General features: G+C 38.7%; 15 protein-coding genes. 11 read left to right on the forward strand and 4 right to left on the reverse strand.

The genetic code is table 11. From position 1 onward, the window contains the following. Positions 1-12 precede the first annotated feature (12 nt). The 8 genes from lptA to AC1M9C_RS10845 all read left to right on the forward strand — a co-directional run bounded on the left by lptA (position 13) and on the right by AC1M9C_RS10845 (position 9,706). Positions 13-543, forward strand: coding sequence for a lipopolysaccharide transport periplasmic protein LptA (gene lptA, locus AC1M9C_RS10810; RefSeq protein WP_481587694.1), 531 nt, complete (start codon positions 13-15; stop codon positions 541-543). Next, the gene (gene lptB, locus AC1M9C_RS10815) at positions 543-1,289 is read left to right on the forward strand and encodes an LPS export ABC transporter ATP-binding protein (RefSeq protein ID WP_481587670.1); all 747 of its coding nucleotides are present in this window, start codon (positions 543-545) and stop codon (positions 1,287-1,289) included. Before lptA ends, lptB begins: the two co-directional genes overlap by 1 nt. Positions 1,290-2,714: 1,425 nt before the next feature. Next, positions 2,715-4,121, forward strand: coding sequence for a TolC family outer membrane protein (locus AC1M9C_RS10820; RefSeq protein WP_481587693.1), 1,407 nt, complete (start codon positions 2,715-2,717; stop codon positions 4,119-4,121). Continuing rightward, positions 4,118-6,253 (forward strand): type I secretion system permease/ATPase, encoded by a 2,136-nt coding sequence (locus AC1M9C_RS10825; protein WP_481587669.1) that lies wholly within the window; start codon positions 4,118-4,120, stop codon positions 6,251-6,253. Before AC1M9C_RS10820 ends, AC1M9C_RS10825 begins: the two co-directional genes overlap by 4 nt. Then, positions 6,250-7,437, forward strand: a complete 1,188-nt coding sequence (locus AC1M9C_RS10830) for an HlyD family type I secretion periplasmic adaptor subunit (RefSeq protein WP_035266373.1) — start codon at positions 6,250-6,252, stop codon at positions 7,435-7,437. The genes AC1M9C_RS10825 and AC1M9C_RS10830 overlap by 4 nt, the downstream gene beginning before the upstream one ends. Positions 7,438-7,546: 109 nt before the next feature. Further along, positions 7,547-8,149, forward strand: coding sequence for an IMPACT family protein (locus AC1M9C_RS10835; protein WP_481587668.1), 603 nt, complete (start codon positions 7,547-7,549; stop codon positions 8,147-8,149). Beyond that, on the forward strand, positions 8,136-8,753 hold the full coding sequence (locus tag AC1M9C_RS10840) for a DapH/DapD/GlmU-related protein (RefSeq protein ID WP_092767727.1): 618 nt from the start codon (positions 8,136-8,138) through the stop codon (positions 8,751-8,753). Before AC1M9C_RS10835 ends, AC1M9C_RS10840 begins: the two co-directional genes overlap by 14 nt. Before the next feature lie 110 nt (positions 8,754-8,863). Next, positions 8,864-9,706 carry a universal stress protein gene (locus AC1M9C_RS10845; RefSeq protein ID WP_035266378.1) on the forward strand — a complete coding sequence of 281 codons (843 nt, stop codon included), beginning with the start codon at positions 8,864-8,866 and terminating at the stop codon, positions 9,704-9,706. A 279-nt stretch (positions 9,707-9,985) separates the two neighbouring features. On the opposite strand, the gene AC1M9C_RS10850 is transcribed toward AC1M9C_RS10845, so the two are convergent. From AC1M9C_RS10850 to mutS, 4 genes are all read right to left on the reverse strand, one after another. Beyond that, positions 9,986-10,651 (reverse strand): O-methyltransferase, encoded by a 666-nt coding sequence (locus tag AC1M9C_RS10850; protein ID WP_035266381.1) that lies wholly within the window; start codon positions 10,649-10,651, stop codon positions 9,986-9,988. Positions 10,652-10,786: 135 nt separating this feature from the next. Further along, positions 10,787-11,506: a peptidase M15 gene (locus AC1M9C_RS10855; protein ID WP_481953674.1), complete on the reverse strand. Its 720-nt coding sequence runs from the start codon at positions 11,504-11,506 to the stop codon at positions 10,787-10,789. A 131-nt stretch (positions 11,507-11,637) separates the two neighbouring features. Then, on the reverse strand, positions 11,638-11,961 hold the full coding sequence (gene fdxA / locus AC1M9C_RS10860) for a ferredoxin FdxA (RefSeq protein WP_035266386.1): 324 nt from the start codon (positions 11,959-11,961) through the stop codon (positions 11,638-11,640). A gap of 236 nt (positions 11,962-12,197) precedes the next feature. Then, entirely contained in the window at positions 12,198-14,849 is a 2,652-nt protein-coding gene (gene mutS / locus AC1M9C_RS10865; RefSeq protein ID WP_481587666.1) for a DNA mismatch repair protein MutS, read from the reverse strand. A 298-nt stretch (positions 14,850-15,147) separates the two neighbouring features. Between mutS and AC1M9C_RS10870 the strand changes: the two genes are divergently transcribed. The 3 genes from AC1M9C_RS10870 to AC1M9C_RS10880 are packed head-to-tail and all read left to right on the forward strand — an operon-like array spanning position 15,148 to position 18,466. Beyond that, entirely contained in the window at positions 15,148-16,398 is a 1,251-nt protein-coding gene (locus tag AC1M9C_RS10870; RefSeq protein ID WP_481587665.1) for a dienelactone hydrolase family protein, read from the forward strand. Between the two features lie 22 nt (positions 16,399-16,420). Next, positions 16,421-17,206 carry an SDR family oxidoreductase gene (locus AC1M9C_RS10875; protein WP_481587664.1) on the forward strand — a complete coding sequence of 262 codons (786 nt, stop codon included), beginning with the start codon at positions 16,421-16,423 and terminating at the stop codon, positions 17,204-17,206. A 21-nt stretch (positions 17,207-17,227) separates the two neighbouring features. Beyond that, the gene (locus AC1M9C_RS10880) at positions 17,228-18,466 is read left to right on the forward strand and encodes a styrene monooxygenase/indole monooxygenase family protein (protein WP_481587663.1); all 1,239 of its coding nucleotides are present in this window, start codon (positions 17,228-17,230) and stop codon (positions 18,464-18,466) included. Positions 18,467-18,479: the final 13 nt, after the last annotated feature.

Consider the following 18,479-nt stretch of genomic DNA (forward strand, 5'->3'; position numbering starts at 1 on the left):
TCAGGTTCGAAAATGCTTAAAGCAATAGCAATGGTGGCACTCAGTTCTATTTCTGTTATGGCATTTGCATTGCCCAGTGATCGTAATCAACCTATCATGCTTTTAGCTGATCGTGCGACCTATAATGACAAAACAGGTATAACGACCTATATTGGGAATGTTTCTGTTGAACAAGGTACTTTCAAGTTAAATGCAGCCTCTATAGTTGCTAATCTCAATGCCAATCGCCAAATTAGCTCAGTAAATGCGTCAGGTTCTCCTGCAAAGTTCCAACAGCAATTAGAGTCTAAACGTGGCATTGCACGTGGTGAAGCCTCTAAAATTGTATATAACGCTGATACAGGCATTATTACTTTGTCGGGTAATGCATATTTGTATCAAGATGGCGCAAGTATTCGTGGGAATACTTTGCGTTATAGTATGAATAAGGGTGATATCGAAGTTGTAGGCGGTGGCAGTAGTGAAACGGGTAGTTCAAAAGGTCGCGTACAAATTATAATTCCTCCTTCTGCTTCAAAATCATTCTCTGGAGTACGTGATTAATGAGTGTCGATGAATCACCAATCCAAACATTAAAAATTAAACATCTTGCCAAAGTTTATAGTAAACGCTGGGTGGTGAAAGATGTTTCATTTAGCATGCAGAGTGGTCAAATTGTTGGTTTGCTTGGACCGAACGGGGCCGGAAAAACGACAAGCTTTTACATGGTAGTCGGACTGGTTCGAATGGATAAAGGTGAAATTCACTTAGATAATCTTGATCTTTCGGACCTTGCAATGCATGAGCGTGCTCGTCATGGAATTGGTTATTTGCCACAAGAGGCTTCAATTTTTCGTAAATTGAGTATTTCAGATAATATTATGGCGATTCTTGAAACGCGGAAGGATCTTAATAAGCAACAACGTAAAGAGAGACTTCAAGAGTTATTAGAAGACTTTAAAATTACACATATTAAAGATTCTTTGGGGATGAGTGTGTCAGGGGGGGAACGTCGCCGTGCTGAAATCGCTCGAGCATTAGCCGCCGATCCTAAGTTTATGCTCCTTGATGAGCCTTTTGCTGGGGTAGATCCAATTTCTGTAGGTGATATCAAAGATATCATTCGCAATTTAAAAGAACGAGGAATAGGTGTGCTTATTACAGATCATAACGTTCGCGAAACGCTCGCGATTTGTGAGCATGCTTATATAGTTAGTGAAGGATCCGTCATTGCAGAAGGGACCCCAGATCAAGTACTTATGGATGAAACTGTCCGTAAAGTTTATTTAGGTGATGATTTCACAGTTTAAAAAAATAGTGTGATATCTATAAAATAATGTTGTTTTATAGATATTTAGACTGTAAATTAACTCAAACAAATCGTAAGTTTACAATTGACGCAGAAATAATATAAAAATCATTGTAGAATACGATTGATTTTATGTGACGTAGTTCACACTTTTTAATAGAGATTACAAGTGGCTAAACATCAATTAAGTCAGAAGGATATGGGGTATATCACGCTGTTTGCGATCAGTTTATGTGCGACACAAGTACATGCTGAAGATGCAATCGCTCCTCTAGCAATTGACGATACCCAACGTGCACTATCAGCAGAATTACAAAAACCCAAAATCAATTTTAGTTTGGAAAAAAAGACTGTTGAAGATATACCTGAACAGCTTGAAAAGCCACGTTTTAAATTATTCCAATCGAAATCCAAAATCTCGAAAGAGCAAGTGAAAGAACAGGTTCTTGTTCCTAAAGTTATTGAACAAGTTCCTGATTTAGACGACATAGTCGAAAATGAAATTGCTAAAGTTAACACTATACCTTTATCTAATTCGCAGTCTCAGAATGAGTCGAAGGAAAAGACTCAAAAGAAATCTTTCTTTGCATTTGTTAAGCGTGAAAAAGCGGCATCTGAACCAAAAGTATTGCTGCCAAAGGTAAAGCAGGATATTGAAGAGGCTTCAGCTCCAAATGTTCTAAAACCTACTATTTCATCTACTGTACAACCCGCTACTAAAGACACTCGTCAGGTTTTAAAACCGCTTAAACCAAAGATCCAAAATCAACTAACAGAATCTTTAATTGACGCGCAACACGCAAAATTACTAGAAAATGAAACATCGGTTTCAGAAGACAAAACAGAAAAACCAAAAAGTAAACTCTTTACATTTATTGGGAATATAGGCAAAGATAAAACTAAGTTGGATGAGGGTCATCACCAAGCTACTGGCAATGTTTCAAATACAAAAGTTTTGACACCTACTTTACAAAAATCGGTGAGTGAATCTTCATTGAAAGTGTCTAGTACACCAAAACCGAAGATTGTTAATGATCAACAAATCAACAGCCAAAACAACTTGCTACAAGCTCCACCTTCAACTGTAGCGAAAGTTGAACATCGTCAAAGTCTTGTATCTAAAGCCAAAGCTTTTTGGCCTTTTAAATCAGGTTCTCATAATAAGTTAGAAACACAGAATGTAATTGAGCGTCCAAACTTGATCGTTCAGCAACCGACTAGTGCTTTGGCTGTAAATAAACCTACAATTGTTTATTCAAAACCAATAGAGCAGAAAGCGAAAATATCTGAACAATCGCAGTCGATTAAGCCAGTTGTAAATATTAAGCCTAAAGCTGATCAAGTCGTCTCTGAACAAAAATACAATACGGTGAATGCTGAACCTCAAGCAAAGAAAAAATTCAGTTTAACTGCATTAAAATCAAATATGGATCAGTTTTTTAAACCTAAAGCTGATGATGACTTTAGACAAGTTAAGTTAAATGAACTGAGTGATTTTAGCTTTGATCCTAAACAGGTCGAACAATTGCCTGTGATAACGACACAAGCTTCGCCTAGTGCTCCAGTATCTTTGATGCCACTTGTGAATGGTACGGCTGATAAACAAACGTTAAGCTTATACGATGCGATTAAGATTGCAGTAGCTAGACATCCTGAAGTGACACAAAGTGTTTCTTCACTCGCATCACAAAATGCATTTATTGATGTTGCTAAAGCCGGTTATTACCCACAGTTGAGTGCAGGTGTTTCAACTGGAGATATGACTTCAGGAGAAAGAGGGCGTCAATTATTTAATGTCAATGCGACACAACTACTTTTTGACTTTGGTAAACAAAAATCACTAGTTAGTACAGAAGAAGCCAAGTTGCAGTTTAGCCAAGCTCAAGTTCTTGTCACAATTGACCAAATTGCTCTTGAAGTGGCTTCTGCCATCGTGAATATTAAGCGATATGAAGAAATTACACGTATTGCACGTGAGCAAATTGCTGGTATATCACGAATCCGAGAAATTGCTAATTTACGTGCAGAGGCAGGTATCAGCAGTCAGGCCGATCCAATCCAAGCGCAATCATATTATGAATCTGCACAATCAAATTTAATTCTGCAAGAAACACAGCTCAATGTATTTAAACAACGTCTTAGAACTTTGATGGGAACAGATATATCAAAATATAACTGGGAGATACCTGAGAGTTTAATTAAGGCTTCAGATATTTATTCAGAGCCAAAGTTTAACGAAATTCCGAAAATGATGGCTGCCAAAGCTGAAGTTGATGTTGCAGAATTGGAAAAAAAACAAACTCAATTGAGTCGTTATCCTACGTTAAATGTTAAAGGTACATTGAGTCAAGCAGTCAACGGACGTAATCCGAATAACAATCAAGACGATGGAACAGATAGTTCTATTATGCTTGAAGCAAATAGTACTTTCTTCCAAGGTGGTGCAATTAGTTCACGCAGTCGTGCGGCATCGTTTGCAGAAGAAGCTGCTAAAGCAAAAGTAAATGCAGTTTATTTAGAAACAATTGATGAAATTCGTCGTGCTCAAGAACAAGTTGAAAATAAACAGCGACAAATGAAAGTATTAATTGATCAACAAGCGACATCAGTCAGAACAAAAGAGTTATATCAAGAACAATATAAACTTGGCACTCGTACAGCTGTTGATCTTTTAAATGCTGAACAAGCGATTCACCGTTCAAATTCAGATATTGAAACGGCACGTTATGATATTTATGAAAACTTAGTTCAATATATTGCCGCTTCTGGTAAGAGCCGCGATGTATATCAACTTAATAATTTGACCATTCAAGGGGTAGAATTGAAACCATGAATACAAGAATAAATTATCAACCATGGTTACAAGGTGTCCTGACGGTTGCACGTCATTATCGAATTGAAACCTCTGCTGAACGTATTCGCTTAGAACTAAACTGGAATCAGAACCAGTCAGTCGATGACATCTTGGCAATTATGACACGCCAAGTAGGTTTGCATGTCCGTAAAGTGGATTTTAGCCCCGATATTTTAAATCCGTGGCGTTTACCGGTATTGGTCGGATTTAAAGATGGGCAAGTTGGGGTCATTGATCGTGCAGATGCACAAGGTAACGCAAGTGTTCAACTGAGCGGTGATGAAGGGTTAGCACAGACATTTTCAGTAGATACATTGTTAGATGTCATCGACTCAGTCTATATTTTAAGACCAGAAACCTCAGTACCTGATGCGCGTATTGACGAATACATTAAACCGTACGAAAAAAATTGGTTTTGGGAAATTGTATTACGCGATTGGAAACGCTATATCGATATTATGTTTGCATCATTGCTTGCAAACGTATTAGCACTCGCGACAATCGTATTCTCGATGAATGTGTATGACCGCGTTATTCCAGCACAATCTATTCCAACCTTGTGGGTACTGGCAGGTGGTGTATTACTTGCTGCAATCTTTGAATTCGCATTGAAATACTCACGATTAATTCTTTCAGATATGATTGGTAAGCGTGCGGATTTAAGAGTCTCAGATCGGGTCTTTGGTCATGCTTTACGTATTAAAAATAGTGAACGATCTAAATCCACGGGAACGTTTATTTCACAAATTCGTGAATTAGAAGGTGTGCGTGAGCTTGTAACATCTACAACAATTACCGCCTTTGCTGATTTACCATTCTTCTTCCTGTTTCTTGGTATTTTTTGGCTTATTGGTGGCAATCTTTTCTGGGTAATTTTGGTGGTTGTACCGCTGATGATTATTCCAGGGCTTTTGGCGCAAAAAAAATTAGCGCAATTGGCTAAAGAGGGTATGCGTGAGTCATCAATACGAAATGCGATTCTCGTTGAAGCTGTTCAAGGTATTGAAGATATTAAACTGCTACGTGCAGAGTCTCGCTTTCAAAATCAGTGGAATCACATGAATGATGTTTCAGCTTCTATCAGCATGAAACAACGTAAAATTGTAGGCGTATTGAATCTTTGGACACAAAAATTACAGGGATTGACCTTTGCAATTGTAGTATTGGTGGGTTGTTTTGCGGTAATGGATGGAGAAATGACCACCGGTGCGTTGGTGGCATGTTCGATTCTATCATCACGTATGTTAGCGCCAATTGCACAGGTTACAGGTGTTCTTGGTCGTTATCAGCAAGCTAAAACAGCGAAAGAAAGTCTTGATGAATTAATGAGTAAACAGGTTGACCATCCTGAGCGTTCACAATTGATTCAGCGATCAGTACTTGATGGTCATTATGAATTAAATGGTGTGGTCTTTAAATACGGCGAAGAAGATCCTAAACCAAGTGTCGTTATTCCTAAACTTGAAATTAAACCAGGTGAAAAAATTGCGATTCTTGGGCGTAACGGTGCAGGTAAATCGACCATTCTTCAATTACTTTCAGGTATGCAAACTGCAGTTCAAGGTAAGGTTCAATTAGATAATATTGATATTACCTTGTTAGATCCATCGGACGTTCGTCGTGACGTAGGTTTGTTGAATCAAAATGCGCACCTATTCTTTGGTACAGTCAGAGAAAATTTAACGTTAGGTGCACCCTTAGCTACCGATGATGATTTATTAAAAGCACTTGCTGTAACCGGTGCACTTAACTTCATTCAAGAAAAGAAAGAAGGATTGGATCATATTATTTTAGAAGGTGGTGTCGGCTTCTCAGGTGGACAACGTCAGGCACTTTTATTGTCAAGACTCCTCATTTGTCAGCCAAATATTCTGTTGTTAGATGAACCTACAGCTGCGATTGATGATGTATCTGAAAAACAATTAATTGATCATATGAAGAACTGGCTTGGACATCGCACATTGGTTGTGGCAACCCACCGCCGTGCAGTATTAGAGTTAGTGGATCGTATTATTGTGGTGAATGATGGTCGTATCGTTATGGATGGCCCACGTGATCAAATTTTAAATAATTCTGGCCAGCAACAAGCAAATTCAGGGGCTAAATCATGAGCGAAGAATTAAAACAACAACGTTCATTAAAAGTGTCTCAGTTAGAGCCACCATTACCGAAGGTCAGTATTACGATTTGGATTATTGGTCTGGGTTTGCTTGCACTCATTATTTGGGCAGCTATTTTCAAACTTGAAGAAGTTTCTAATGGTACAGGTAAAGTGGTTCCAACTTCTAAGGAACAAGTGATTCAATCTTTAGAGGGCGGGATTCTAACCAAACTTGAAGTTAAAGAAGGTGATATTGTTGAAAAAGGGCAAACCCTTGCTCAACTTGATCCGACACGATTTGCTTCAAATGTGGGTGAATCAGAATCGTTACTACTGTCATCGCAAGCAACAGCTGCGCGTTTACGTGCGGAAGTGAATGGTGGTCCACTGGTATTTCCAGAATCAGTTCAAAAAATTCCAAAATTGGTTGCTGAGGAAACTCAGCTTTATCGTTCTAGACGTGCCAATATGGAAGAATCCATTGCTGGCTTAACGCAAGCACTTACGTTAGTTCAGCAAGAATTGAGAATGACAGAACCGCTTGTTGCCAAAGGTGCTGCGAGTGAAGTTGAAGTTTTACGTTTAAAACGTCAAGCAAATGAATTGACCAACCAAATTAACGATATTCGTAACCAGTACTATGTTCAGGCACGTGAAGAATTATCTAAGGCGAGCACGGATGTCGAAACTCAACAACAAGTGATCAAAGGTAAATCGGATAGTCTGAATCGTACAATCTTTAAAGCACCAGTCCGCGGTGTAGTGAAAGAAATTGATGTGATGACTTTGGGTGGAGTTATTCCTCAGAATGGTAAGTTGATGACCATTGTTCCATTGGATGAACAACTTTTAATTGAGGCGCGAATTTCACCGCGTGATATTGCATTTATTCATCCTGGACAGGAAGCTTTAGTTAAAATCACTGCGTACGATTATTCAATTTACGGTGGCTTAAAAGGAGAGGTAACAGTCATTTCTCCTGATACGCTACGTGATGAAGTTAAACAAGATCAGTTTTATTATCGTGTGTATATTCGTACTGATTCAGACAAACTTTATAACAAAGCTGGGCAAGCTTTCCCAATCACGCCGGGTATGGTATCAACGGTTGATATTAAGACAGGTCAAAAAACGATTCTTGAATACCTGTTGAAACCATTCAATAAGGCGAAGGAAGCGTTACGCGAACGATAATCTTTATTTTTTCAGTCTGTTTAAAACCCAATCAATGATCTTTTGATTGGGTTTTTTAATATGATTGAATCACGCATAATGTATTTGAGTTCAATTGTTGTAATTTACCATGCCATTTACTCTTGCTCAGACTTATATCTATGAAGAAGATATTAAGAAAAGCCGTTTTCAGGCGATCACCGCACCTGTGGAAAATGAACAGGATGTAAAAGAGTTTTTAAACCAGTATTTTGATGCCTCGACGACCCATCAATGCTGGGCATGGAAAATTGGGCAGCAAGTCCGTTTTAATGATGATGGAGAACCTTCAGGAACAGCTGGAAGACCTATACTTGCAACGATTGAAGGGAATGAGCTCACTAATATTATTGTATTGGTAAACCGCTGGTATGGTGGTATCAAACTCGGAACTGGAGGCTTGGTACGAGCATACGGAGGTGTAGCAGGGCAATGCTTATTACAGGTCGAAAAAATTGAACTCATCGAAAAGAAAACTGTAAATTTTAAATGCCAATTTAATGAGTGGTCGATTTTTCAATATGAGTTAAATCAACAAAAAATTGAATATATTGAGGAATATGTTGACTCTGGGGTGTTGATTACTGCACGTATGCAAATTCATGAAATTGAGCCGTTTAAACTGAAAATCCAAGATGTGACTCGTGGACGTGAGCAATTGAATATAGAGGATGTCGAACGTGACGGAACATGATCCTTTACTCAAGTACCGAGAACAGCATAAACATCGTTTGAATTACATGCCTTGGTTATATTGGTCACTCAAGGCAAAGCATCGTGAATGGGCTGAAGCTTGGCAAAAAGATTATCAAGCCTATTTAATGGACATGGAGACTGTTGAAATTGGAGAAAATTGTTTCATTTCCCCTTTAGCCCATATTTTTGCTGAGCGTGGTCGGAAGATCATTATTGGAGATAATACTTTTATTGCCGCGGATTGTACCTTGCATGGTCCTTTAGAAATTGGGTCTGAAGTCGCCGTTAATCATCATTGTATTTTAGATGGTGGACGCGTTGGGATCAAGATTCATGACCAAGTACGGATCGCAGCTTATTGTCATCTTTATGCATTTGACCATGGCATGAGTTTAGATCAACCTATTTACCAGCAAGCAGTACGCTCAAAAGGCATTGAGATTCATCGTGATGTTTGGTTAGGGGCGCATGTGGGCATTAAAGATGGCGTGACCATACATGAACAGGTGATTGTAGGTATGAATAGTATGGTTACTAAGGATATTCAGGCAAGAGAAGTTGTTGCAGGGAATCCAGCTCAATTTATACGAATGCGTGAATAATTCGTAACGCGAAAGATTGAATTAAATTACATAAACCATGTTCATTTGCCCGAAAGCTATGATAGTTTAAAGAAAAGAACAATCAGACATCATGTCAAAGTGAGGCAATCATGAACCGTGTAATTGCGTGTATTGATTCATCCCCATGTATTCATGCCTTAGCTGAAGCAGCAGCCTGGATTGCGGATCGAACTAAACGTGAGTTAGTCCTTTTACAGGTTTTAGATTACTATCCTGCAAGTTATCATCTGGGTGAAATTAGTGGTGTGATTGGATTTGAAAGTAATGCGATGCTCTTAAAAGAACTCGCGGAATTAGAACAAAAACAAAGTGAATTAGCTTTAGATTATAGTAATAATCTTCTTTCACATATTTCAGAAGTGATTGAAGAAAAATATGGTATTACGCCGATAAAAATTCAAGAAAAAGGCGATTTCCTCGAACAGAGTTTCAATGTTTTAAATGAAAATGATATTGCGATTATTGGTCGAGTAGGTGAGCGCTCCGCGGAAAAACACAAAAGCTTAGGGAGTAATGTAGAGAATTTTATTCGTGGTGCTCGTTGTACGGTTTTAACTGTTGGTGAAACCTTTAAGCCACCAACACGTTTTATTTTCGCCTATGAAGATTCTCAGACTTGTAAAGAAATGATGCATCGTGTTGCTAAAAGTGATTTATTAAGAACACTTCAGTGTCATTTGCTTTATGTGGGTGATCATCCTGAAATTCTTGATATCCCAGCTCAGTATTTACGTGAAGCTGGATTGGATGTGGTTGTTGAATATCGTTTTGGAGATGTCGCTGAGAATATTTTAGATTATCAGCAACAACATCAAATTCAATTAATTGTGCTAGGCGCTTATAGTCGCAGTAAAGTAAAACAATTTTTCTTGGGCAGTATTACGACCAATATATTTAGAAATTCAGTCGTTCCATTGTTGGTTGCTAAATGATCAATCAGTTTTGATTAATTTTACTTGATAAATATTCGGTCAACTTAACTGGTAGAAGGTGGATAAATTTTTAGAATAATAGGGTTTTATGGTTTGATTATTTTATAATCTTTTGATTAAAACGTATGAAAATCAGGTGTTTGCCATAATATTTTATTTTTATCCACAGGAATACAAACAGGAATCGGGGATAACTTTTTCAGGGCTTTAGTGCAAGAAAAAGGAGTATTCAAATTGATGAATACTCCTTTAGGTGATACTAATGACTAGTATTAAGATTTATTTGACAATCGCCAGTGCAAAACCATCATGTCCTTTACTGCCGACGGTTTGTAAGGCTGTACTCGACAGTAGTCGAGGATGATTCTGCATAAGGCGGTACATTTCACGAATACCTTCGATGCTTGGTTTGACATTTTTTTCATCCAGAATATCACCAGCGCGAATCACATTATCTAAAAAAATAATGGTACCTGAGCGTGAAAATTTAAGTGATAGTTCTAAATACTCTGGGTAACTTTGTTTATCAGCATCAATAAATATAAAGTCAAATGGCTCAAAATTTTCAGGTAAAGATTTGAGAATATCCGCAGCGCGACCGACTTTTAATTCAACCGTTTGCTTTAATTTCGCATTGTCGATATTTTCTTGACCGAGTGCTGCATGTGTATCACGACCCTCGATCGTGAGAATATATCCATCCTCAGGAAGAGCTCTTGCTAGCCACATGGTGCTATAAGCCGCAAAGGTTCCAAGCTCTAACACACGCTTACACTGATTCATTTGAATCAACATTTGTAATAACATGCCTTGGTTAGCAGCAACTGCTAGATGGTCAGGAAAACCCTTATCAGCTGTATTTTGTAGAGTCTGAGTTAAAATTGGATCTTCTGGCATCAGATGAGATTCAATATAAGCATCAATATCTGACCATTGTTGTTGCATAACTGAGTACCTTTAGGGAGTTCAGTGCATTGTAATCGTTTCGAGTGAATGTGCAAATTTCTGATGCTTTGATGCTGAAAAATCAGTCAAAAAAAAGAGGTCAAAGACCTCTTAATTAAATGTGATCATCTAAAATTAATAATGGCATAAAGATGTATTTCGAGTCAGATCAGGTCCCCAAGTACGGTAACCTTGAGTATCAATATGTATTTGACCAGTCGCATACAAACCTAAGCCCATATTTAAGCTTTGACCATAATTTTGCCAAAATTGGCATAATTTAAATTTAGAATTTTCGATGAAGGCATAATCTTCAGCCTGAGGAAATTCAGGACCAATTCTGAAATCAATGGCTGAGTTATACAAGTGTCGAGACGAACCTGCACCACCAGCACATTGATTTAATGGAAGGTCACGATATACAGATGTAACCTCAAAATCAGTTAGAATCCTTGCTGCAACGAGATATTTAAATACTTTCAATGTCGGTAACTGATTCGACCATAGCTCACGGTTTGGAACCATATATTCAGATTTACCACATTTATGCCAAGCACGTGCTGATTTAAAGAGTTCAAAACTTGGGATAATATTGCCAACATTATTACGTTCTAAGTATTGTTCATATTCTCGTGCTTCAGCTTGGTTATTTCCTTGCATCAGCCAAACACGATAAGAATTCGGCATGACTTTTGGTCGCGCTGGACGTTCATAGGTTATTTTTTCTTGTGGAATATATATGCGTTGACCATCATTGGTGACGATTGTTCGTCCTTTTTGAGGGGAGGACGTACATCCAATCAATATCAACGATATTGCACTGATTGAGCACAAGCCCTTCAAAATTAATTTCATTATAAATAAATTTTACTAAAGCAAATAAGTTTCTATTTTATGCTAATTGATTATCAAGAATGCATATAAATTGCAAATAAATGTACCAATTGGGTATAAAAAAGATCAGCCGAAGCTGATCTCTCATTGGATTATTTTTCTAAATATTGCAATTTATTTGGTTTGCCATTCCATTCTTCACGGTCAGCTGGCTGATCACCAATCTGAGTAATATTTGGCCATTTTTCTGCAAGTTCAGCATTGAGTTCGATAAAGACTTCTTGACCTTCAGGTAGTTCATCTTCCGAGAAAATGGCATTTGCAGGGCATTCAGGCTCACATAACGCGCAGTCAATACACTCATCTGGATTAATGACTAGAAAGTTTGGACCTTCATAGAAACAGTCAACTGGGCAAACTTCTACACAGTCTTGATACTTACATTTAATACAATTTTCAGTGACAACAAAGGTCATGGCGTCAGCTACCTAAAAAATATGGTTCTAATAACGAATGCTGTATTTTAGGCAAATTGAACGAAACTAACAATTCCTTTTCTTGATATTTAATATAGGGGATGCTACTAAATCAGTAATATTTATGATGAGACCTCTTGGATTTCCAAATTCTTAGGCATTTTGTCTCTGAATTTCAAAAATCATGAATAAAAAAAGCCAGCAGTTGACTGGCTTATTGATTGAGTGTGCTTGAACTAAGATTTTTGGAGTAATTGTTTGAGTTGGTAGAGTTGGTCTAAAGCCTGTCTTGGACTTAAGTCATCTACAATAATTTCTGAAAGGAGTTGTTCAACTTGAGAAGGTTGATGAATTTCAACCACATTTTCAACTTCAATAATTTTTTCTACAGGTTCACTATTTGAAAATAAATCTTGAGAGAACAGATCTTTTTGCACAGGTTGAGTTTGCAGTTGGAGTTTCTCCAGTTTTTTAAGTTTAGCTTGAGCCTCTTTAATCACGTTTTGAGGAATACCTGCTAGTTTAGCGACCTGTAAACCATGACTTTGACTTGCAGGACCTTTTTGAACCTTATGCAATAAGATGAGATGACCATTCACTTCTTGCGCAGTGACATGATAATTATCAATATACGGATCCATGTCTAATTCTGTTAATTCAAAATAGTGCGTTGCAAAAAGACATAAACATTTAATGCGATGCGTCAAATCAAGAACACAAGCCCAAGCTAATGACAAACCATCATAAGTGCTTGTGCCACGACCTACTTCGTCCATCAATACCAAAGATTGTTGAGTGGCATGATGTAAAATTTGAGAAGTTTCCGTCATTTCCACCATAAATGTAGATTTGCCAGAAGAAAGATCGTCTGCTGAACCGATACGCGTAAAGATCCGATCAATAGGTCCCAATTTGGCAGATTTCGCTGGAACGAAACTACCGCAATATGCTAAGAGCGTAATTAACGCCGTCTGACGCATGAATGTGGATTTACCACCCATATTGGGGCCTGTGATAATCGACATACGATGCTGTACATCTAGATAAGTATCATTTGGGGTGTAAGGCGTTTTAATCAGTGATTCAACAACGGGATGGCGTCCTGCTTGAATGTGTATTCCAATTTCAGGGCTAAATTCCGGACGATTCCAATTATATAATCTTGATAGATGTGCGAAGTTTGTAAGAACATCCAGTTGAGCAATAGCGCTCGCCATCATTTGAAGATTGGCGATATCTTGACGTAATTCATCCAATAACATTTCAAACAAAAGTTTTTCACGAGCCAATGCACGTGATTCGCTTGAAAGCACTTTATCTTCGAAAGACTTCAATTCAGGGGTGATATAACGTTCAGCATTTTTTAATGTTTGACGACGAATATAATGGGCAGGAGCTTGTTCTGCTTGCGCTCTAGTTAATTCAATATAGTAGCCACTCACTCGGTTATAACCGATTTTTAGTGTGTTTATACCTGTTGTTTCTCTTTCTTTGATTTCTAAATCAATTAAAAATTGTCCTGCATGATCGCGTATTTGACGAAGTTCATCCAATTCATGATCAAAACCATTTGCAATGACATTACCATCTCTGAGTAGAACAGGTGGGTTTTCCACAATGGCTGACATGAGGCGATGATGTAAACCATTAAAGTCACCCAATTCCTCATTCAATTGATTGATTAAAGCGGATTGCGGTGTTGAGGTCATCGGTGCTAATGCATGGCGTAAATACGGAATCTGAGCACAGGCTTGACGTAGTTGCACTAAATCACGTGGTCGCGCACTTCCTAATGCCACACGGCTGAGTACGCGTTCGATATCACTGATTTCTTTTAATACCAGACGAATCGGAGATTCATGATAGCCAGAGAGTATTGTTTGTATCGCATCTAAACGCTGATCTAACAACGCAGTATCACGAATCGGTTGCATTAAGGTTCGACTAAGTAGTCGGCTACCCATAGCCGTTTGACATTGGTTGGTCAAATCAAATAATGAAGTGCCATGCTCAAACAAAGGATCAATGATCTCTAGATTTCGTCGCGTCACAGGATCAAGAGCGATAAAATCGGAGCTTTGTTCAAGTCGAATTGAACGAATATGTGGCAAAGCTGTTTTCTGGGTATCTTTAGCATAATGAATTAAAGCTGCCGCGGCTGCTTTCGCTAACTCAAGATGTTCAATTCCAAAGCCAGATAAAGTACTTACGGCAAATTGATCACATAAAGTTTTTTGCGCATTATTCAGATTGAAGTCTACATTTGGGCGTTTTGTAACGGGACAATCAAGAATTTGCTTAATCTGTTCAACCACTTCTGGATACTTGAAATCTTCATCAATCAAAACTTCACTTGGCATAAGACGCGCAAGTTCCAGAGGAAGTTGTTCAGCTTGAAAACTTTGTTGTTGGACTTTAAAAATACCTGCACTGAGATCTAATAGGGCGATACCAATTTCATCAGATTTAATACAGATGGATACTAAATTTGAACTCTGATGGGCATTCAGCAATGCGTCGTCTGTCAATGTCCCCGGTGTAATAATTCTGACTACACCACGTTCGACAGGTCCTTTACCAGTGACTTCCCCAAGTTGTTCACAAATAACAACGGTTTCACCTTTTTTTACTAAACGCGCTAAGTATCCTTCTGCTGCATGATAAGGAACCCCAGCCATCGGTATCGGTTGTCCATTCGCTTTACCACGGTGGGTTAACGTAATCCCTAAAATTTTGGCGGCTTTATGCGCATCGTCAAAAAATAACTCGTAGAAATCACCCATACGATAGAACATTAACGAATGCGGGTGCTGTAATTTCACCGTCATGTATTGCTGCATCATTGGCGTCAATGTTGAAAGATCGATATTGGATTGATCTAAAGTCATGTGTGAAAAAAACCTGTAGTTAAATTTTGAAACGAAGAAGTACTGCTCAAGCTTAGCATGAGAAAAAGTGCGTAAATCGATTATAAGATCTATTTTTAGCAAAAGAAAAATGAGTCGAACCAATATTATAACCAACGACTCAATTTCGTTCATTGAATAATTAAATTCGATATCCATTTATGCAAATTCTTTGTGTAAAGAATCAGCAGTCTCTGGATAGTCTCCGCATCTTTTGGACAGTTTGTTATCGCATTTCCTTTCATGATCAGATCATATTCGATGTCTTAGGGAAGAAAAAATGACAGGTCAAACGATTGAGATCACTACCAAATCGGGGAATCGTTATTCAGGGTATTTGGCAGTCCCAGAAGCGAAGAAAGGTCCAGGGATTGTATTGTGCCATGAAATATTTGGTATTAATGCAGCGATGCGAGCAAAAGCTGACTTTCTCGCAGAGGAAGGCTATACCGTTTTAGTCCCTGATCTATTTTGGCGTACTGCACCAAACATTGAGCTAGGTTATACACCTGAGGATTTTGAAAAAGCTTTTCAACTTTATCAGCAATATGATGAAGATCAGGGTGTAAATGATATTCGTGAAAGTTTAGATTTTTTAACGACTTTAGATGCGTGTGACACGACTACGGGTCAGTCAGTGGTCGGATATTGTCTTGGTGGAAAACTTGCATATTTGGCTGCATGCCGTATTGATAACTTAGCGTGTTCGGTTGCTTACTACGGCGTAGGCATTGAAAAAGCGCTCGATGAACTCTCGAATGCGAAGGGTAAGCTTGTGTTACACATGGCTGAACTTGATCAATTCTGTCCAGCTGAAGCGCGAAATCAAATCACTGAAGTATGCGCACAATTTAAACACATTCATGCCTATGTTTATGAAGGTGTTGATCACGCATTTGCACGACCGAACAGCGATCATTATCACAAACCATCGGCGCGATTTGCCCATGAACGTACCGTAACAGCATTACATGAAACGGTTGGCCCTCACTATGACTTAGTTGCATTGTGGGAAGAGCATATTAGACATGAGTTCGACACGCGCGATGTACCAGCAACCATGGCAACGATGGTCGCTCAACCATATGTGAATCACATTCCAACATTGACAGGTGGTGTGGGATATAGCCAGTTAGCGCGATTCTATCGATATCATTTTGTACATCAAAATCCTCAAGATATGAAAATCACCTCAATTTCAAGAACCGTGGGATCTACTCAGGTTGTGGATGAATTCATCATGAGTTTCACTCACGACACTGAAATTGATTGGTTATTACCAGGTGTAAAACCGACTGGAAAATATGTCGAAATTCCGATGTTAGGGGTCATTCAGTTTAGAGGTCCAAAACTTTGTCATGAACATATTTATTGGGATCAAGCTTCTGTACTTGTCCAAATCGGACTACTTAATCCAGAAGGATTGCCTGTTGCAGGTGTAGAAACAGCGAAAAAACTTTTAGATGAAGATATTCCTTCAAATGGCTTGATGCCAAGTTGGGAGTCGAGTGTTGGTAAGCCAATCGAATAATCAAAAAAAAATGGGGCAAAAAATGGTATTAAATATTAAAGATAAAGTTGCCATTGTCAGTGGTGGATCAACGTTGATTGGACAGGCTGTGGTTCAAAGTCTCGTGAATTTAGGGGCTAAAGTTGCCATTTTAGACATTGATGATTACGGAAAAACCATAGCTGCGCAACATCCTTATGAAGTGATGTTTATACAAACTGATCTAACTTCAGACATCGCAATTCAGGAAGCGGTGAATAGCATTAGAAATCATCTAGGTGAAGTCAGTTATTTAGTGAACTTGGCATGTACCTATCTTGATGATGGCTTCAAATCACCAAGGTCAGATTGGTTAAAAGCATTAGATATCAATTTGGTGTCTATTGTTGAGCTAACGCGTGCCGTATATGAAGATTTGCAAAAAAATAAAGGGTCAGTGGTGAATTTCACCTCGATTTCAGCGCAATGTGCTCAAACGGGACGTTGGTTATATCCAGTTTCTAAAGCGGCAATTTTACAACTGACCAAATCGATGGCAATGGATTTTGCGCCAGATGGTATCCGTGTCAACTCAGTTTCACCAGGTTGGACTTGGTCGAGAGTGATTTCTGAAGTGAGTGGACAAAATCGTGCGAAAGCTGATGCTGTAGCAAGTGATTATCATCTCTTGGGACGTTTGGGTAATCCGGCAGAAGTGGCAAATGTAGTGACATTCTTATTGTCGGATGCTGCAAGTTTTGTGACTGGCGCAGACTATGCAGTAGATGGTGGGTATTCAGTCATGGGGCCTGAAACGAATCAACCCGCAATACCACGTTTAGCAGAATAAATTAAATATTGGAGAATAAAGATGAGAAAAATTGCAATTGTTGGTGCAGGTCAGTCAGGACTTCAACTTGGATTAGGACTGCTTGATAAGGGATATGACATCACGATTTTGTCGAATAAAACTCCTGATGAGATTCGTCAAGGTAAAGTCATGTCTAGTCAATGTATGTTCCATACTGCGTTACAGACTGAGCGTGATTTAGGATTAAATTTTTGGGAAGAGCATTGTCCAGCGGTAGAAGGTATTAGTTTTGCTTTGGTTGATCCAGCAAGTGGTGAAAGAGCATTTAAATGGAGTGCGCGATTAGAGCGTTATGCTCAATCTGTTGATCAACGTGTCAAGATGCCTTATTGGCTTGAAGAGTTTCAGCGCCGTGGAGGCAAGTTTGTTCTCCAAGACGTCGGTCTAAACGAATTAGAACATTTGGCTGACGAGTATGAATTAGTGCTCTTGGCTGCGGGTAAAGGTGAAGTGGTTAAAGAGTTTGTACGTGACGCAGAACGTAGCACTTTTGACAAACCTCAGCGTGCATTGGCTTTGACTTATGTGAATGGAATGAAGCCAATTTCGCCATACTCGAGAGTGAGCTTTAATATTATTCCTGGGGTGGGTGAGTATTTTTGTTTTCCTGCGCTTACAGTAAATGGTCCATGTGACATTATGGTTTTTGAAGGGATTCCTAATGGTCCTATGGATTGCTGGGCTGAAGTTAAAACACCAGAAGAACATTTAAATAAAAGCTTAGAAATTCTGAAACAACATTTGCCGTGGGAATATGAGCGTTGTCAAGACGTGACGCTGACAGATCATGGCGGATATTTAGCAGGACGTTTCCCGCCAACAGTACGTAAACCTGTCATGACATTGGCTTCTGGTAAAAAAATATTTGGTATGGCAGATGCATTGGTGGTGAATGATCCAATCACAGGTCAAGGATCAAATAATGCAGCTAAGTGTAGCAAGGTTTATTTCGATGCGATCTTAGCACACGGTAATCAAGCGTTTACTGAAGATTGGATGGAGTCAACGTTTGAGAAATATTGGTCATATGCTGAAAAAGTCGTGAGCTGGACAAATAGTTTATTGGTTCCACCTCAACCTCATGTTGTTGAGCTACTAGGTGCAGCCTCTCAAAATCACAATTTAGCTTCTCAGATCGTTAATAATTTTGATGATCCACGTAACTTTTCACCGTGGTGGTTTGACGAAAACGCAGCGAAAGAATTATTAGAAACAGATCAAGTTTCTCAAGTGGCTTGATGGAACTGAGGTG

The sequence above is a fragment of the Acinetobacter sp. 24-47-39 genome, assembly GCF_056783825.1.